Here is a 16,704-nt window from a genome sequence, read left to right as displayed (position 1 = left end):
CATGGGCTACCCCGAGAAGTCGATCCTCGTCCTCGCCGACGTCGCGCCCGACGGCGAGGTGCTTCCCAGCACCGCCGCGCTGATCGGCGCCGCATCGTCCATCGGCGCCCCGGTCGCGCTGGTCGTCGGCGGCTCGCCGGTCGCGGCCGAGGCCGTGGCGGGGATGGGTGCGCAGGTCGTGCTCACCGCCGACGGCGACGCCGCAGCGCTCACCGTCCCGATCGTCGACGCCCTGCAGGCGGCGTACCAGCAGGTGCGTCCGGATGCCGTGCTGATCTCCAACTCGATCGCCGGACGTGACGTCGCAGGACGCCTCGCCGTGCGGGAGCGACTGGCCCTCTCCGTGGACGCCGTCGGCGTCTCGCGCGATGACGAGGGCGTGGTGGCGCACCACTCGGTGTTCGGGGGCTCGTTCCAGTCCGACTCGGCGCCCACCTTCGGCGCCCCGGTCATCACTGTGCGCCTCGGCGCCGTCGACACCCGCGCGGAGGCGGCGCCGCTCGTCGCCGAGGCGCTGACCGTCACCGCGTCGGGTGCACCCGCGGCATCCGCCGGTGAGGTCGCCGCCGAGGAGAAGACCTCGTCGCGACCCGACCTGCGCGGAGCCGCCAAGGTGGTCTCCGGTGGTCGCGGACTCGGGTCCAAAGAGCAGTTCGTGCTCGTCGAGCAGCTGGCGGATGCCCTGGGTGCCGCCGTCGGCGCGTCGCGCGCCGCTGTCGACGCCGGGTACATCCCCTACGCGCACCAGGTCGGCCAGACCGGTGTCTCGGTCTCGCCGCAGCTGTACGTCGCGCTCGGCATCTCCGGCGCGATCCAGCACCGCGCCGGCATGCAGACCGCCAAGACCATCGTCGCGATCAACAAGGACGGCGAGGCGCCGATCTTCGACGTCGCCGATTTCGGCATCGTCGGTGACGTGTTCACCATCGTCCCGCAGCTGATCGAGGCGATCGAAGCACGGAAGAAGTAGCCATGGCTTCTCGGATGCTGCGCCGCGGCCTTCCGCGGCTGAAGGGTGGCGAGCCCTGGCCTCCCGCCACGGAGCTCGAGGCCGCGGATGCCGTCGCGCCCGCCGCTGCCGTCGATGCTGCGCCGGCACTCGCTGCGGCCGAGACGCCGGCCGTGGCGTCGAGCGCACCGCTTCCCGTCGAGAGCACCGGCAGTGCACGCGAACAGGTGGTTCCCTCGACCGGTTCCGGTGCAGTCGCTGCGCCTGCCGCCGAGGCACCTGCGACCGCGGCATCCGTCCCGGCAGCGACGGCCCCGGCAGCGGCAGCGGGCTCGTCCCTGCGTCGTGGCCTCCCGCGCGTCGCGGGTGGCGAAGCGTGGCCCCCGGCATCCGCTGTCCCCGCCGCAGCCGCAGCGAGTGCACCGCTTCCCGCCGCCAGCACCGGCAGCGTGCGTGAGCAAGCGGTCCCGTCGGCGGCATCCGGTGCGGTCGAGGCACAGGCGACACTCGTGGCCGCCAAGGTCGAGGCCGCACCGTCCGCGGCATCCGACGTTCCCGTCGCCGTGCTGACCGACGGCGCCGCCCTGCGCCGCGGGCTCCCGCGCGTCGCCGGCGGCGACCCGTGGCCACCTGCCGGAGTGGCACGCGTCGCAGAAGCACCCGTGGCGACTGTGAGTGCGGAGACCGCTTCGGCGGGTCTTGCAACCCAGGAGGCTGCAGCGGGCGCGGCGAGCCAGGTCGCCGTCGTCGACGGGAAGGCGGCCGCCGTGGCATCCGCGAAAGCGGACGTCTCCACGCCGCTGCCCTTCACGCGCACCGTCTGGGCGGGCACCGCTCCGCGCCACGTCGCCCAGCCCGAGGAGCAGCCCTCGAAGCTGCGACCGACATGGCCTCAGGCGATCGGCGGCCTGCTGGGCCTGGCGGCTCTCGGGCTGCTCGCGGTGTCGGTCGTCTTCCTGGTGCGCACGTTCCTCAGCACGCCCTTCATGCAGGACTTCCTCACCACCTACCCGGGGGAGTATCACGTCGACGTCGCCCCCGGCTTCGCGCCGTGGGTGGGCTGGCAGCACTTCTTCAACATGTTCCTGATGGTGCTGATCATCCGCTCGGGCCTGCGCGTGCGCACCGAGAAGCGCCCCACGGCGTTCTGGACGCCGAGGGGAAACGCGAAGGGCAAGATCAGCCTGACCCTGTGGTTCCACCAGTCGCTCGACCTGCTGTGGATGATCAACGGCGTGGTGTTCGTCGTGCTGCTGTTCACCACCGGGCACTGGCTGCGCCTGGTGCCCACCAGCTGGGAGGTCTTCCCGAACGCGCTGTCCGCGGGCCTGCAGTACGTCTCCTTCGACTGGCCCACCGACAACGGCTGGGTGAACTACAACAGCCTGCAGCAGCTGGCCTACTTCACGACCGTGTTCCTGGCGGCGCCGCTCGCGGCGATCACCGGCTTCCGGATGTCGGGCCTGTGGCCCAAGAAGGCCGAGAAGCTGTCGAAGGCGTACCCGATCGAGTGGGCGCGCGCCGTGCACTTCCCCGTGATGCTGTACTTCGTGGCGTTCATCGTCGTGCACGTCGCGCTGGTCTTCCTGACCGGTGCGCTGCGCAACCTGAACCACATGTTCGCGTCGATGGGCTCGGTCGACGGCGTGGAGTACGCCGCGAACTGGACCGGGTTCTGGGTGTTCGTGCTGGCGATCGCCGTGATCGTGGGCGGCTGGTTCGCCGCGCGTCCGCTGGTGCTGGCTCCCATCGCGAAGCTGTTCGGGCAGGTGTCCGGACGCTGAGCTCCGCATCCGTCTTTCTTCGAGGTAAAGAACGGCGGATCTTGAGCGGTCACAGTCCGAGAAGTGGGACAGTTCTTCCACCCCGATCAGTAGTCTGAGCGAAACGTGAATCCGGCGCGGACGCCGGACGAAAGGATCGCGATGACGCAGATCGGAATCGTGCAGGAGGGGCCGGATGAGGCGCGGGTCGCCGCGACCCCGGCCACCGTGCAGAACCTGTTGAGACTCGGCTACGACGTGGCCGTCGAGGAGCGCGCGGGCGCGCGCTCCTCGTATTCGGACGAGGAGTACCGTCGCGCCGGTGCGACGATCGTGTCGCGGGCGGATGCCTGGCACAGCGCCGTCGTGCTGAAGGTGAACCCGCCGACGGATGCGGAGATCGGCCTGCTCTCCGCGGGGACGACGCTCGTCGGCCTGCTGTCCCCGGCGCTGCGGCCGGACCTGGTCGAGGCGCTCGCCGCGCGCGGCGTCACCGCCCTCGCGCTGGACGCCGTACCGCGCATCTCGCGCGCGCAGTCGATGGACGTGCTGACCTCGATGGCGAACATCTCCGGCTACCGGGCCGTTGTCGAGGCCGCGCACGAGTTCGGCCGGTTCTTCACCGGCCAGGCCACCGCCGCCGGCAACGTGCCGCCCGCCAAGGTGCTCGTCGCCGGTGCCGGGGTCGCCGGTCTCGCCGCGATCGGCGCGGCCGCCCGCCTGGGCGCCATCGTGCGGGCGACGGACCCGCGGGCCGAGGTCGCCGATCAGGTCACGTCGGTCGGCGGCGTCTACCTGCCCGTCGACGTCGCCGTGGAGAAGTCCACCGACGGCTACGCAAAGGCCACCAGCGAGGACTACAACCGCCGCGCAGCCGAGATCTACACCGAGCAGGCCGCCGACGTCGACATCATCATCACCACCGCCCTCATCCCGGGGCGCGCGGCGCCGCGCCTGATCACGGCATCCGACGTCGCCCTGATGAAGCCGGGCAGCGTGATCGTCGACATGGCCGCAGGCCAGGGCGGCAACGTCGAGGGCTCTGTCGCGGGGGAGAGGACCGTCACCGACAACGGCGTGATCATCCTGGGCTACACCGACCTCGCCTCGCGTCTGTCCGCGCAGGCATCCCAGCTGTACGGCACCAACGTCGCGAACCTGGTCGCCCTCCTCACGCCGAACAAGGACGGGGCGCTCACGATCGACTTCGACGACGTCGTGCAGCGCTCGGTCACGGTCGTGCGCGATGGCGAGGTCACCTGGCCGCCGCCCGCCGTGCAGGTCGCCGCGGCACCGGCATCCGCTCCCGCTGAGGCGGCCGCGGAGGTCCCCGCCAAGCAGCCGCTGTCGGTGGGGAAGAAGGTGGGCCTGATCGTCGCCGGCATCGCGGCACTGTTCCTCGTGAACGTCTTCGCGCCCGCCCCGCTGCCGCAGCATTTCACCGTGCTCATGCTCTCGGTCGTGATCGGCTTCTACGTGATCGGCAAGGTGCACCACGCACTGCACACGCCGCTCATGTCGGTCACGAACGCCATCTCGGGCGTGATCATCGTCGGCGCCATGCTGCAGATCACGGCCGCGAATCCCGTCGTGCAGGTGATCGCCGCGGTCGCCGTGCTGGTCGCCAGCATCAACATCTTCGGCGGCTTCGCCGTGACCCGCCGAATGCTCAGCATGTTCATGAAGGGCGGAAGCAAGTGACCGTCGACGCCATCGCCGGCGGCGCCTACATCGTCGCCGCCCTGCTGTTCATCCTGAGCCTCGCCGGGCTCAGCCGCCATGAGACCGCCCGCGCGGGCGTGATCTACGGCATCGTCGGCATGGCCATCGCTCTGCTGTCGACCCTCGCCCTCACGGTCGCGGATGCCTGGGGCGGTGCGGGCTCCGCGCTCGGGCTCACCCTGATGGCCGCGGGCGTGCTCGTCGGCGCCGCCATCGGGCTGTGGCGCGCCAAGGTCGTGCAGATGACCCAGATGCCCGAGCTGATCGCCATGCTGCACAGCTTCGTGGGAATCGCGGCCGTGCTGGTCGGCTGGAACGGGTATCTGGCGCACGAGCCCATCGCGGAGAACCTGGTCGGCATCCACAACGCCGAGGTGTTCATCGGCATCTTCATCGGCGGCGTGACCTTCACCGGGTCGATCGTCGCCTATCTGAAGCTGTCCGCGAAGATCTCGTCGCGCCCGCTCGTGCTGCCGGGCAAGAATGCCCTGAACATCGGCGCCCTGGTGCTGTTCCTCGTGCTCACGGTCTGGTTCGTGATGGACCAGCAGCTCTGGCTGCTGATCGCCGTCACCCTGCTCTCGTTCGCGCTCGGCTGGCACCTGGTGGCCTCGATCGGCGGCGGCGACATGCCCGTGGTCGTCTCGATGCTGAACAGCTACTCCGGGTGGGCGGCGGCCGCGGCCGGCTTCCTCCTGAACAACGACCTGCTGATCGTGACCGGTGCGCTGGTGGGCTCCTCGGGTGCCTACCTGTCGTACATCATGTGCAAGGCCATGAACCGGTCGTTCATCTCGGTGATCGCGGGCGGGTTCGGGATCGTGGCATCCGCCTCGAGCGACGAGGACTTCGGCGAGTACCGCGAGCTCACCGCCGAGTCCGCCGCCGCGATGCTCGAGAGCGCGTCCAGCGTGATCATCACCCCGGGCTACGGCATGGCCGTGGCGCAGGCGCAGTATCCGGTCGCCGACCTGGTCGCCCGTCTGCGCGAGCGCGGCGTGGACGTGCGTTTCGGCATCCACCCGGTCGCCGGTCGCCTGCCCGGCCACATGAACGTGCTTCTGGCCGAGGCGAAGGTGCCGTACGACATCGTGCTGGGCATGGACGAGATCAACGACGACTTCGCCTCGACGAGCGTCGTCCTGGTGATCGGCGCGAACGACACCGTGAACCCGGCGGCGGCCGAGGACCCGGGCAGCCCGATCGCGGGGATGCCCGTGCTCAAGGTGTGGGAGGCCGAGAACGTGATCGTGTTCAAGCGCTCGATGGCCGCGGGGTACGCGGGCGTGCAGAACCCGCTGTTCTTCCGGGAGAACGCGCAGATGCTGTTCGGTGACGCCAAGGAGCGGGTGGAGGACATCATCCACGCGCTGTGACGGACGGAAAGACAGTGCGGCCCTCCCGGAGATCCGGGAGGGCCGCACTCACGCAGTCACGCTCAGCGCACGAAGCGCACCTCGGTGAGGGTCTCGCCCAGGAACGGCTCGGTGTGAGCGGCGCCGTCGAGGGTGAAGCCGTTGCGCTCGTAGAAGCGGTGCGCACGGGGGTTGTCCTCGGCGACCCACAGGTACAGGGACTCGTCCTTGTCGACGGCGGCGTCGAACAGCTTCTGGCCGATGCCGGTGCCGTGCCACGCATCGAGCAGGTAGATGAAGTACAGCTCGCGCAGCGACGGTGCATCCTTGTCGCGGGCGGGGCCGGAGCCCACGAAGCCCACGATCTCGCCGTCGACGAGCGCGGCGCTCATCTTGAAGTCCTCGCCCTGGCGGGCCCAGTTCACCCACAGCTCCGCGAGGCGCTTGGGGGAGATCCGCTCCAGTGCGGCCTTGCTGATCAGGTGGTCGTAGGTCTCGTGCCACGACTGCGCGTGCACGCGACCCAGGGCCTCCGCATCCGCATCGCGGACCGGACGGACGATGATCTCGGGCTGGGCTTCGGCGCTCATGCCGCGACTCTACGCGCGCTTTCGCGGCAGGTGAAATCGAGTGGACCGTGCATGACGCGTATGTCGTCATCCGACAACCGGATTGCGGCAGTGGTTGCCGATAGCTACTGTCGATGCTCGTGAATGTGATCTGGCGCACCCTCCTCGTCATCCTTCAGGCGCGGAGCCGCGTGCGTCGGGGACGCACGCTGGACTCCGCCGAGGTCGGCCGCATCCGCCTCACCACCCTCCCGACGGACATCGACATCCTGCGGCACATGAACAACGGCCGGTACCTGTCGCTGTTCGACCTGGGACGCTGGGACCTGCTCATCCGCACCGGGCTGTTCGACGCCATGAAGGAGCGCGGCTGGTACGCCGTGGTCTCCAGCGAGACGGTCACCTTCCGCAAGTCGCTGCAGCTGTGGCAGCGGTTCGACGTCGAGTCCCGCTTCATCGGTCACGACGAGAAGGCGGTGTTCATGGAGCACCGCGCGGTCGTCGACGGCGAGGTGTACGCGCGGGTCATCGTGCGGGCCCGGATGATGCGCCGCTCCGGCGGCACGGTGGGCCACGACGAGCTGTTCGCCGCAGTCGGCACCCCCGCCGGGGTGCCCGACATCGACGACTGGATCCACGACTGGGCAACGGCATCCGCTCTGCCCCCGACGAGGAAGCCGGCGCCCAGCATCTGGAGATGAGCCTCACGCCCCCGGAGGGCGGACCGTCCCCTCTAAGCTGAGAGGCGTCATCGAGGGGGAATCATGTCGTACGATCCGAACGCGGGCGAGCCCGCGCAGCCGCAGCAGCCGCCTGTCCCGCCGCAGTACCAGCCTCCGGGCGCGGTTCCGCCGGTGAACCAGCCGCCGGCTCCTCAGCAGCCGACGTATCAGCCGCAGCCCGGCCAGCCGCAGCCCGGTTACGCGCAGCCCGGCTATGGCGCGCCCCAGCCCGGTCAGCCGCAGGCACCGCAGCAGCCGCCCTACGTCGGCTACGCGCAGCAGCCCGCCTACAGCCCGCAGGGCTATCCCGTCACTTCCTACCCGGGATACGGCGCGGCCCCCGGACAGCTCCCGAACCCCGGCGTCGGCGGACTCGCGATCGCCGCGATCATCGTCTCGGGCGTCGCCTTCCTGAGCGGCTGGATCCCGATCGTCGGAGTCGTCCTCGCGCTCGTCGGGCTCGTGCTCAGCATCCTCGCGATCCGCAGCGGCAGGGGCAAGGTGCTCGGCATCATCGGCACGATCCTCGCCGGCATCGCGCTGCTTTTCGGCGCATTCATGACGACCATGATCTTCGTCGTCGCGCCGTGGAACGACACGTCGAGCAGCTCCTCCGATCCCTGGTCCGTCGAGACGCCCTCGGCCGCCCCCGACGACGGCGCCTTCGACGAGGCCGAGGCCGCGGCGGTGTCCGGCCAGCTCATCGAGACGCCGTGCTGGAGCTACGACGGTCCGAAGCACTTCACCGACAACATCTCGGCGGAGGAGGCAGGCAACTGCTACGGCCAGCTCGAGCTGTGGGGCGAGTACGACGAGAGCGGCAACTTCGTCCCCACCGGCTACGGCGAGACCGCCGGGCAGATCACGGTGGAGCCGGTCAGCTCGGCCACGGCCGCCCAGTACTCCGACGGCGCCGACCTGAGCGCGACGGTGGATGCCCTGGAGAAGCCCTACCTGAGCACGGTCGGCGGCACGATCTCGAGCCTGCACGAGGAGACCACGCTCGGTGGCGTGCCGGCGAACATCACGCGCATCGACAGCGATGTGGCCGAGACGCAGATGAAGGTGGTCCTGACCACGTTCTCGCCCCAGCCGTACGACATCGGGGGCGACCAGCGCAAGCTGTTCCTGATCAGCATCACCACTCCTTACTCGAACGGCGAGGAGCAGCTGCAGCAGCTCCTGGACAGCTGGGAGTGGCGCTGAGCACGCGCCCGCTCCACGACTCGCGATAGCGTGATGCCGTGAAGGCGATCCTCGTCACGGCCGGGCGCACGCTGGCCCGGCACTGGCCCGCGATGCTCGCGTGGTACCTCGGCGGTATCGCCGTGCACTACGTCATCGTGCAGGTCGCCGGAATCGTCGGCGCGCATTCCGCCACGGTGGGCTTCCTCATCCTCCCGATCGCGATCCTCGCGCGGCTGATCAGCTACGTCGCGATGTTCCTGGTGCTGCGGGATGGACTGCGCGAACTCAACGGGATCGCCCCGCTGCCGGAGTCGGCCGCCGATCGGCGCAAGACATTCCTCACCGCGCTGCTCGCGGGCATCCTGCCCTTCCTCGCCGTGTACTGGGGGCAGGGACTGCTGAGGGATGACGTGGTGGCGTACTCCGCGCGCGCCCTGCACGAGCGCACGGACATCATCTTCCAGGCTGCGTTGGCCCCGGGTCAGAGACTGAGCACCGACGACACGGTGCTGAACCTGCCGCTGAACGTGTGGACGATCGCGATCATCGTGGTCGCTTTCGCCGCCCGCTGGGCGTGGACGAAGTGGCAGCAGCGCATCCCCGGCTGGGTGTCGCTGATCGCGGTGTACCTCGAGGTGGTCTGGGTGTTCTTCTCGGTGATCGTGATCGGCGACATCACCGACCGAGTGAAGGCCTGGGTGGACACCCGTGCCGCGATGGCGTGGCTGGAACAGGTGCGCGAGAACGTGCTGGATGCCGTCGCCCCGCTGCGCTGGGCCTGGGACGGCATCGGCTGGCTGCTCGGAGAGGCAGGGCCCATCCTGCTGGCCCCGCTGGCCTGGCTCACGGTCGGCGGCGTGGTCTACGGGCAGGCGATCGTCGCCGAGAAGCTGCGCATAGAGAACGAGCTGCTGGCGAACCTGCGCGAGCACGCCGCCGTGGTGCCGAACCCGATCATGCGACGGCTGAAGGACCTCGGCGACGAGCTCGGCTCGCGCTTCGTGCCGATCGGGCGCGCGCTGCTGCTGATGTGGCGGGCGGGTCCCGTGCTGATCGCCTCCTACGCGCTGCTCCATGTCGCGGTGAAGACCCTGGAGACCTACCTGCAGTACGGCGCCGTGCGCCTGGTCGGACCGCACGAACTGGTGTTCTGGGGCATCGCGCTCCCGCTGGTTTCCCTGGTGCCGGTGCTGCTGACGGAGCCGCTGCGCGTCGCGGTGATCGCGGGGGCGTACGACGCGACGCTGGGGCGACTGCGCCATCGTCAGCAGAAGAAGGTCGATGCCGGCGTGGTCGAGCAGGCCGAGGCCGACGTGCGTGCCGTGGCGGATGCCGCCGGCGTGCTGCCGGATGCCGTGCTCGAGGCCGGCCTGAAGCCTGAGACCACCGGGGGTCAGGGGTCGATGGAGAACCTGACGAACCGGCCGTCGCCGCGCGGGTCGACGTCGAGCCAGAACGGGCCGGTGACATCGTCCGGCACGACGAACCCGACGGTCAGCGAGAACGGCTGAGCCGATTCCGGGTCCTTCTCGTCGGCGAGGTCGCTGACGCAGGTGTCGTTCTCGTCGTAGCTGTACGGGATGCCGACCTCGGAGCGCATCGGCGTCCATTCGCGTCCGGTGCTCTGCTGCACGAGCATCGGCGGTTCGCAGGAGACGGCCCTGCCGTCGGGCGTCACTGGCACGATCGCCGCGAGCAGGCGGGTGCCCTCCGGCATGTTCAGCGTGCTCGTGTCCTTGATCTCGCCGCTGCGGATCGGACCCCACTCGGCGCCGGCGACCTTCACCGTCCCCTTGTCCGGGACCTCGACCGCGGTGACCTTCCGCGCCCCGTAGCCGTAGTAGGAGTACCACTCGTTCCATCCCACACCGATGCCGATGGCCGGGATCAGCACGAGCAGCGCGATGAGCGCCAGGCGGTTGGTGCGCCACCATCCGGGCTGCCTCGGTGCGGGCGTCCGGTGTTCCGGGGCCTCTGCGACGGCGGGCGTGGGGATCGTCATGAGCGGGTCCAGTCCGTGGCGGGCAGGGTGATGGCATCCTCCACGGGGATGTCGCCGAGGTCGACCCTCAGCTCGACGAGGCCGTCGTAGCGGGCATCCGACGGGATGCCCAGACGCAGCGTTCCCGTGCCCTTCAGCGCATCCGAGGGCAGTTCGAAGGCCACCGCGCCGCTGCGCGGCACACCGGGGACGAGCCGCGCGCGGAAGAAGCTCTCGATGCGCTCGGTGGCACGGAACGTGCGTTCGCCGACCGTCAGCTCAGCGAACCCGAGCGTCGCGCCGTACTGGGAGTCGAGTGCCTCGGCATCCACATCGACCACCACCCAGGTGCTCTCCAGCGTCTTTCCCGTCGGGTCGGCGATGCTCCGAGCCGCGCGCACATCCGTCACCGTGAGCGTGAGGTTGCGCGCGGTCGCGGCGTGGCCGACCGTGGCGGGGGTGAGGAAGCTCGCCTCGGACGAGCCGTCCGGCAGGGCCACGGCGTTCAGCACCCATGCGCCGGCGAGCAGCACGAGCGTCAGCAGCCAGGGGAGCACCTTCTTCATGAGGCATCCTCCTCGCTCGCGGGGATCTCCTGCACGGTCGTGGTCACGGTGGCGCCGACCACCACCTCGTCCCAGATGTCCACGCCACGCTGCACATTGGTGCCCACGCTGTGCGTGGAATCGGGAAGGGTCAGGCGCACCTCGTCGCCGTCGTGCAGTTCATCCGGCCCGACGACCCACGACAGGACGAGCCGCACCGGGACGTCGGGCTGCAGCCAGACCGACCCGGAGCTGCCATCGGCGTAGGCGATCAGCGGCTTCTCGTCGATGCCGTCGACGTGGATGCCGTCGACGGCGGGCGACGGAGTGCCGCTCCCGCTCGCCAATCGGGGCTTGTCGAAGGTGTTCACCACATCCACGATCACGGCGAGCACCTTCTCGTGCTTCTCCTTGTCGGGGAAGGATGCCGCATTGCCGCCCTTCGCGCGGAGCTCCACCCCCTGGACCGTCATCTCCAGATCCGATCCGGAGTACTGCTCTCCGACGGACACGACGGGGACCGGCTTCGGCGGCACCGTCTGCAGGCCGCCGAACGCCGCCGTCGCAGCCAGCAGCACCGCGCCGCCGGCCGTGATCAGCCACGGCGTCGGGATCAGGCTCGCCATGCGCCGCACCCGCGTGAGCAGAGTCCTCTCCTGCACGGGCCTTTCGACTGCAGGCGAGGGCGGGGCGGCGTTCACGAGATCAGCATAGGGTGACTTCCGCCGGTGCCACCGGGTTCAGCCGCCTTCCCGCGCGGTCGGGACCTACGCTGGGAACATGTCTGAGCAGCCGTCCGTCGCACCCGGGGCGCGTCTGGAGGACGCCGCCGTCGAACTCACCCGTCGCTGGGTGCAGGAGGAGGCGTCGATCCCCATCGATCCCGCAGCGCAGCGCCTGGCCGGCGTGCTGCGCGATCCGAACGGCCTGCCGTTCACCCTGGGGTTCGTCGACGGCGTCATGCGGCCCGAGAGCGCTGCGGCCGCGGCATCCAACCTGCACCGCGTCGCACCGCTCGCTCCCGGGTTCCTGCCCTGGTACCTGCGCGGCGTCGTGCGTCTGGGCGGCGGGGTCGCGCCCGTGCTGCCGCTGCCGACCGTGCCGATCGCGCGGCGGGTGCTGCGCGAGATGGTGGGTCACCTGATCGTGGATGCCCGCCCCGAGAAGCTCGGCGCCGCGCTGGAGAAGTTGCGCGGCACGGGTCATCGGCTGAACCTCAACCTGCTGGGTGAGGCCGTGCTGGGCGAGGGCGAGGCCAAGCGCCGGCTCGACGGCATCCACGAGCTCATCCGTCGCGACGACGTCGACTACGTGTCGGTGAAGGTCTCGGCGGTCATGAGCCGCATCTCGATGTGGGCGTTCGACGACGTGGTGGAGGACGTGATCGAGCGCCTCGCGCCCCTGTATCTGACGGCCGCGTCGAACGGCACCTTCATCAACCTCGACATGGAGGAGTACAAGGACCTCGACCTGACCATCGCGGTGTTCACCCGCATCCTCGAGGACCCGCGGCTGAAGGGACTCGAGGCGGGCATCGTGCTGCAGGCCTATCTGCCCGACGCGCTGCCCGCCATGCGTGAGCTCACCGCCTGGGCGCGCGACCGCGTGGAGCACGGCGGGGCGCCCGTCAAGGTGCGCCTGGTCAAGGGCGCGAACCTCGCGATGGAGAAGGTCGACGCCGTCATGCACGGCTGGACGCAGGCTCCCTACGGCTCCAAGCTCGACACCGACGCCAACTACCTGCGCTGCCTGGACGAGGCGTTCCAGCCGCGCAACGTCGCCGCGGTGCGTGTCGGCGTGGCCGGGCACAACCTGTTCGACATCGCCTTCGCCTGGCTGCTCGCGGGCGAGCGCGGCGTGCAGGACTCGGTGGAGTTCGAGATGCTGCTCGGGATGGCGCAGGCCCAGGTCGCCGCAGTCTCGCGCACGGTCGGACCGGTGCTGCTGTACGTGCCGGTGGTGCATCCGCACGAGTTCGACGTGGCGATCAGCTACCTGGTGCGCCGCCTGGAGGAGAACGCGTCGCCCTCGAACTTCCTCTCGGCCGCGTTCGATCTGGCGCAGGATCGCTCGCTGTTCGAGCGCGAGCGTCTGCGTTTCGTCGATTCGGTCAGCCGTGCCCGCGATCACTCCCTGCAGATCGGTCCGCGCCGGGTGCAGAACCGCACGGCGCCGCTGCACGAGTCGGTGCGTCCGATGACCAGGCCCAGAGCCGAGACCGAGGACCTCACGGGTCTGGTGCTCGGCATCGCCCGCGGCTCCTCGGGAGATGACGACGAGTACGGAGCCGACGACGACCCGTTCCTGCAGACCGCGGTGTACTCCCGTCAGGAGGTGGCCGGCTCCGCCGCCGGTGCGCCCGGGTTCGTGAACACACCGGACAGCGACCCGGCACTCGCCGCGAACCGGGAGTGGGCGCGCGGGATCTTCGAGCGCGTCTCCGCGGCGGGCCTGTCCGATCTCGGGGTCGCGGCCCTGCGCGCCTCGCGGATCGACGACGAGCGGATGCTGGCGCACACCGTCACGCGCGTTCGGGACGCGGCATCCGGTTGGGGCTCCCGCCCGGCATCCGAACGCAGCGAGGTGCTGCTGCGCGCCGCGGCCGCCCTCGCCGGCCGCCGCGCCGAGCTCATCGAGGTCGCCGCGATCGAGACCGGCAAGACATTCGCCGAGGGCGACGTCGAGGTGAGCGAGGCCGTCGACTTCGCGAAGTACTACGCCGCCACCTGCCGCGAGCTGGACGGCATCGCCGGCGCGACGTTCGAGCCCTCCCGGGTGACCGTCGTGACACCGCCCTGGAACTTCCCGATCTCCATCCCCGCCGGCGGGGTGCTCGCCGCGCTCGCCGCGGGGTCGGGCGTCGTCTTCAAGCCTGCGCCGCAGGCACGGCGCTGCGCGGCGGTCATCGCCGAGGCGCTGTGGCAGGCGGGCATCCCGCGCGATGTGCTGGTGCTCGCCGACGTGGAGGAGGGCGAGCTCGGGCAGCAGCTGATCTCGCATCCGGACGTGGATCGCGTGATCCTCACGGGTTCGTGGGACACCGCGGCGCTCTTCCGGTCGTGGCGGAACGACCTTCCGCTGCTCGCGGAGACCAGCGGCAAGAACGCCATGATCATCACCCCGACCGCCGACCTCGACCTCGCCGTCGCCGACCTGGTGCACAGCGCGTTCGGGCACGCCGGGCAGAAGTGCTCGGCGGCGTCCCTGGCGATCCTGGTCGGGCCGGTGGGCCGCTCCAAGCGCTTCGCGCGGCAGCTGGTCGACGCCACCCGCTCGCTGCGCGTGGCCTGGCCCGGGGATCCGCAGGCCGAGGTCGGACCGGTGATCGAGAAGCCGCAGGGCAAGCTCGCCTGGGCGCTCACCCAGCTGGAGGGCGAGGAGCAGTGGCTGGTCGAGCCGCGCTCGCTGGACGACAGCGGAAGGCTGTGGAGTCCCGGCATTCGCGTGGGCGTTCAGCCGGGCTCCCGCACCCACCGTGAGGAGTTCTTCGGGCCGGTGCTCGGCATCATGCACGCCTCGACGCTGTCCGAGGCGATCCGGATGCAGAACGCCGTGGCGTACGGGCTGACCGCGGGCCTGCACACCCAGGATCCCGCCGATCTGGCGCTGTGGCTGGACGAGGTGCAGGCCGGCAACCTGTACGTGAACCGCGGGATCACCGGCGCGATCGTGCAGCGTCAGCCGTTCGGCGGGTGGAAGCGCTCCTCGGTCGGCCCCGGCGCGAAGGCCGGCGGTCCGAACTACCTGATCGGGCTCGGCTCGTGGCGGTCGCGTCCCCGCGGCAAGTCCTCGAGCACGCTGCATCTGCGCGGCCTGGACGTGAAGATCTCCGGACTCATCGAGGCGGCGCAGCCCTCGCTCGACTTCGACTCCTTCGAGTGGCTGCGGCAGGCGGCGCTCTCGGACGCCGTGGCCTGGGACCGCGAGTTCGGTCAGGTGCGCGACGTCTCGCAGCTGGGTGTGGAGCGCAACCTGTTCCGGTACCGGCCGCTGCCGGTGACGGTGCGGGCCGCGTCGGATGCATCCCTCGCCGCGATCCTGCGGGTGGTGCTCGCCGGCATCCGCTCCGGGGCGGACTTCTTCGTGTCGGTGCCCGACGGCGTGCCCGCGGGGGTGCGCGCCGAACTCGGCGCGCTCGAGGTGCCCGTCGCGGTGGAGAGCGATGAGGAGTGGATCGAGCGGATCCGCCGTCCTGCCCTGGAGGCGACCCGGGTGGGCCGGGTGCGTCTGATCGGCGGGCGGGATGCCGTGGCCGACCTGCACCGCGCGCTCGCGGATGCCGTCGAGGGAGACCCCGATCTGGCGGTGTACGACAACGAGGTGACCTCGGCCGGCCGGCTCGAGCTGCTGCCGTTCGTACACGAGCAGGCGATCTCGATCACCGCGCATCGCTTCGGCACCCCGGATCCCTGGAGTGCGGAAGTGATCTGAAGCGGGCACCGCCCGACACGACTCTCAGCGAAAAGAGTGGCGATCTCGGCATCCGGATGCGAAAATACAACTGGCGTGCCTGTGTCGCATCTTCCCCGCGCTCCACTCACCGTGGGCGGGTCGAACTTCCGCCGGGCCCCTGGACAGCGTCCGCCGCACCTTCTCCAGAGGAGCACCCATGTCCACGCCTGAGACCGCCGCCACCGGCACCGCGACCCGCAAGGCCCACCACCGCCGCTACCTGATGTGCCGGCCCGAGTACTTCACGGTCGACTACAAGATCAACCCCTGGATGGACCCGGCCGCACCGACCGACACCGCCAAGGCCGTCGCGCAGTGGCAGAAGCTGTACGACCTGTACCTGGAGCTCGGGCACGAGGTCGAGCTCATCGAGGCGCTCGCCGGCTACCCCGACATGGTGTACACGGCCAACGGCGGCTTCACCATCGGCGGCAAAGCGTACGTGCCCGAGTTCTACTACGAGCAGCGCCAGGGCGAGGCGCCCGCGTTCGCCGAGTGGTTCCGCACCCACGGCTTCGACACCGTGCTGCCTAAGGAGGTCAACGAGGGCGAGGGCGACTTCCTGCTCGCCGGCGACGTGATCCTGGCCGGCACCGGCTTCCGCTCGGCGGGTGACAGCCACCGCGAGGTGCACGAGGTCTTCGACCGCGAGGTCGTGACGCTCACCCTGGTCGACCCGCGCTTCTACCACCTCGACACCGCGCTGACTGTGCTCGACCCGGTCGTCGGCGAGGAGAACGGCGGCCCGGAGCACGCGAACGTCGCCTACCTGCCGAACGCCTTCGACGAGGCATCCCGTCGCATCCTCGAGGAGCGCTTCCCCGACGCGATCCTCGTCGCCGATGAGGACGGCGCCGTGTTCGGTCTCAACTCGGCCTCCGACGGCTACAACGTGATCATCTCGCCGCGCGCCACCGGCTTCGAGAAGCAGCTGCGCGAGCGCGGCTACAACCCGATCATGGTCGACCTGTCCGAGCTGCTGCTCGGCGGCGGCGGCATCAAGTGCTGCACCCTGGAGCTGCGTGGGGCCTGACCCGGCTTCAGAAGGCCCCATCGGCGCCGGCGGTTCTCACCGTCGGCGCCGAAGTGCGTTCCGGAGGTCTCAGGCCGGCGTGTCATCCGGGTCGAGGCTCTTCAGCGCATCGCGCTCGACCGCGGTGTCGGCGCCGAGCTGCTGCTCGGTGCGCTCATCCCCGCCGAGCGGCGCACCGTCCTCATCGCCGGGCATGCCGTCGGGGGCGGTGTTGTGCGCCGGGTTGTCCTCGGGGATGCCGGTGTGCGCGCCCTCGCTCCTATCCGGAGCATCCGCCGACTGAGGTGCCTCGTGCGGTTCGCCGCTGCCCGCCGGATCCTGCCCCGGCGCGTGCGGCTGCTGCCCGGCGTCCTGATCCTGACTGCTCTGCCGTTCGTCCATGTCCGTGACGGTAGCCGGTGGCGCTCGCCGCGGGGAGGGCGTTG

14 protein-coding genes are annotated in these 16,704 nt (G+C 70.3%); 9 read left to right on the top strand and 5 right to left on the bottom strand.

Annotated elements, in window-relative coordinates; all coding sequences use genetic code 11:
• The first annotated feature begins 1 nt into the window (after position 1).
• The 4 genes from MIAR_RS15290 (at position 2) to pntB (ending at position 5,810) form a co-directional block, all read left to right on the top strand.
• Positions 2-970, top strand: a complete 969-nt coding sequence (locus MIAR_RS15290; RefSeq protein WP_285637709.1) for an electron transfer flavoprotein subunit alpha/FixB family protein — start codon at positions 2-4, stop codon at positions 968-970.
• Positions 971-972: 2 nt separating this feature from the next.
• Positions 973-2,733 carry a cytochrome b/b6 domain-containing protein gene (locus MIAR_RS15285; protein WP_285637707.1) on the top strand — a complete coding sequence of 587 codons (1,761 nt, stop codon included), beginning with the start codon at positions 973-975 and terminating at the stop codon, positions 2,731-2,733.
• Between the two features lie 141 nt (positions 2,734-2,874).
• Positions 2,875-4,413 (top strand): Re/Si-specific NAD(P)(+) transhydrogenase subunit alpha, encoded by a 1,539-nt coding sequence (locus tag MIAR_RS15280; protein WP_285637705.1) that lies wholly within the window; start codon positions 2,875-2,877, stop codon positions 4,411-4,413.
• Complete coding sequence (gene pntB, locus MIAR_RS15275) at positions 4,410-5,810, top strand: Re/Si-specific NAD(P)(+) transhydrogenase subunit beta (protein ID WP_285637703.1); 1,401 nt, start codon at positions 4,410-4,412, stop codon at positions 5,808-5,810. Before MIAR_RS15280 ends, pntB begins: the two co-directional genes overlap by 4 nt.
• Before the next feature lie 62 nt (positions 5,811-5,872).
• On the opposite strand, the gene MIAR_RS15270 is transcribed toward pntB, so the two are convergent.
• Entirely contained in the window at positions 5,873-6,379 is a 507-nt protein-coding gene (locus tag MIAR_RS15270) for a GNAT family N-acetyltransferase (RefSeq protein ID WP_285637701.1), read from the bottom strand.
• A 119-nt stretch (positions 6,380-6,498) separates the two neighbouring features.
• Between MIAR_RS15270 and MIAR_RS15265 the strand changes: the two genes are divergently transcribed.
• The 3 genes from MIAR_RS15265 (at position 6,499) to MIAR_RS15255 (ending at position 9,779) form a co-directional block, all read left to right on the top strand.
• Entirely contained in the window at positions 6,499-7,059 is a 561-nt protein-coding gene (locus tag MIAR_RS15265; RefSeq protein WP_285638539.1) for an acyl-CoA thioesterase, read from the top strand.
• Between the two features lie 63 nt (positions 7,060-7,122).
• The gene (locus MIAR_RS15260; protein WP_285637700.1) at positions 7,123-8,286 is read left to right on the top strand and encodes a hypothetical protein; all 1,164 of its coding nucleotides are present in this window, start codon (positions 7,123-7,125) and stop codon (positions 8,284-8,286) included.
• Positions 8,287-8,324: 38 nt separating this feature from the next.
• Entirely contained in the window at positions 8,325-9,779 is a 1,455-nt protein-coding gene (locus MIAR_RS15255) for a hypothetical protein (protein WP_285637699.1), read from the top strand.
• Here MIAR_RS15255 and MIAR_RS15250 read toward each other — a convergent pair.
• From MIAR_RS15250 to MIAR_RS15240, 3 genes are read right to left on the bottom strand one after another with little or no spacing between them, the layout of a single operon-like run.
• Complete coding sequence (locus MIAR_RS15250) at positions 9,662-10,270, bottom strand: hypothetical protein (protein WP_285637698.1); 609 nt, start codon at positions 10,268-10,270, stop codon at positions 9,662-9,664. The two genes, MIAR_RS15255 and MIAR_RS15250, sit on opposite strands and share 118 nt — an antisense overlap.
• Positions 10,267-10,815, bottom strand: a complete 549-nt coding sequence (locus MIAR_RS15245; RefSeq protein ID WP_285637697.1) for a DUF4352 domain-containing protein — start codon at positions 10,813-10,815, stop codon at positions 10,267-10,269. Before MIAR_RS15245 ends, MIAR_RS15250 begins: the two co-directional genes overlap by 4 nt.
• On the bottom strand, positions 10,812-11,495 hold the full coding sequence (locus MIAR_RS15240) for a hypothetical protein (protein ID WP_285637696.1): 684 nt from the start codon (positions 11,493-11,495) through the stop codon (positions 10,812-10,814). The genes MIAR_RS15245 and MIAR_RS15240 overlap by 4 nt, the downstream gene beginning before the upstream one ends.
• Before the next feature lie 79 nt (positions 11,496-11,574).
• Between MIAR_RS15240 and MIAR_RS15235 the strand changes: the two genes are divergently transcribed.
• Together MIAR_RS15235 and ddaH are read left to right on the top strand one after the other, a co-directional pair.
• Positions 11,575-15,225: a bifunctional proline dehydrogenase/L-glutamate gamma-semialdehyde dehydrogenase gene (locus tag MIAR_RS15235; RefSeq protein ID WP_285637694.1), complete on the top strand. Its 3,651-nt coding sequence runs from the start codon at positions 11,575-11,577 to the stop codon at positions 15,223-15,225.
• A gap of 178 nt (positions 15,226-15,403) precedes the next feature.
• Entirely contained in the window at positions 15,404-16,279 is an 876-nt protein-coding gene (ddaH, locus tag MIAR_RS15230; protein WP_285637692.1) for a dimethylargininase, read from the top strand.
• A gap of 69 nt (positions 16,280-16,348) precedes the next feature.
• On the opposite strand, the gene MIAR_RS15225 is transcribed toward ddaH, so the two are convergent.
• The gene (locus tag MIAR_RS15225) at positions 16,349-16,660 is read right to left on the bottom strand and encodes a hypothetical protein (RefSeq protein WP_285637690.1); all 312 of its coding nucleotides are present in this window, start codon (positions 16,658-16,660) and stop codon (positions 16,349-16,351) included.
• Between the last annotated feature and the right edge of the window lie 44 nt (positions 16,661-16,704).

Origin of the sequence: Microbacterium arabinogalactanolyticum (genome assembly GCF_030268005.1) — a bacterium.
Lineage (GTDB): Bacteria > Actinomycetota > Actinomycetes > Actinomycetales > Microbacteriaceae > Microbacterium > Microbacterium arabinogalactanolyticum.
The sequence above is the reverse complement of the archived record's forward strand: the minus strand, read 5'-3'. Positions and strand labels throughout refer to the sequence as shown.

Bases quoted from the DNA above. Each gene is read 5' to 3' on its own strand.
- ddaH (WP_285637692.1), top strand. From the start codon at position 15,404: ATGTCCACGCCTGAGACCGCCGCCACCGGCACCGCGACCCGCAAGGCC.
- MIAR_RS15285 (WP_285637707.1), top strand. From the start codon at position 973: ATGGCTTCTCGGATGCTGCGCCGCGGCCTTCCGCGGCTGAAGGGTGGC.
- MIAR_RS15260 (WP_285637700.1), top strand. From the start codon at position 7,123: ATGTCGTACGATCCGAACGCGGGCGAGCCCGCGCAGCCGCAGCAGCCG.
- MIAR_RS15250 (WP_285637698.1), bottom strand. From the start codon at position 10,270: ATGACGATCCCCACGCCCGCCGTCGCAGAGGCCCCGGAACACCGGACG.
- MIAR_RS15290 (WP_285637709.1), top strand. From the start codon at position 2: ATGGGCTACCCCGAGAAGTCGATCCTCGTCCTCGCCGACGTCGCGCCC.
- MIAR_RS15225 (WP_285637690.1), bottom strand. From the start codon at position 16,660: ATGGACGAACGGCAGAGCAGTCAGGATCAGGACGCCGGGCAGCAGCCG.
- MIAR_RS15245 (WP_285637697.1), bottom strand. From the start codon at position 10,815: ATGAAGAAGGTGCTCCCCTGGCTGCTGACGCTCGTGCTGCTCGCCGGC.
- MIAR_RS15270 (WP_285637701.1), bottom strand. From the start codon at position 6,379: ATGAGCGCCGAAGCCCAGCCCGAGATCATCGTCCGTCCGGTCCGCGAT.
- MIAR_RS15280 (WP_285637705.1), top strand. From the start codon at position 2,875: ATGACGCAGATCGGAATCGTGCAGGAGGGGCCGGATGAGGCGCGGGTC.
- MIAR_RS15235 (WP_285637694.1), top strand. From the start codon at position 11,575: ATGTCTGAGCAGCCGTCCGTCGCACCCGGGGCGCGTCTGGAGGACGCC.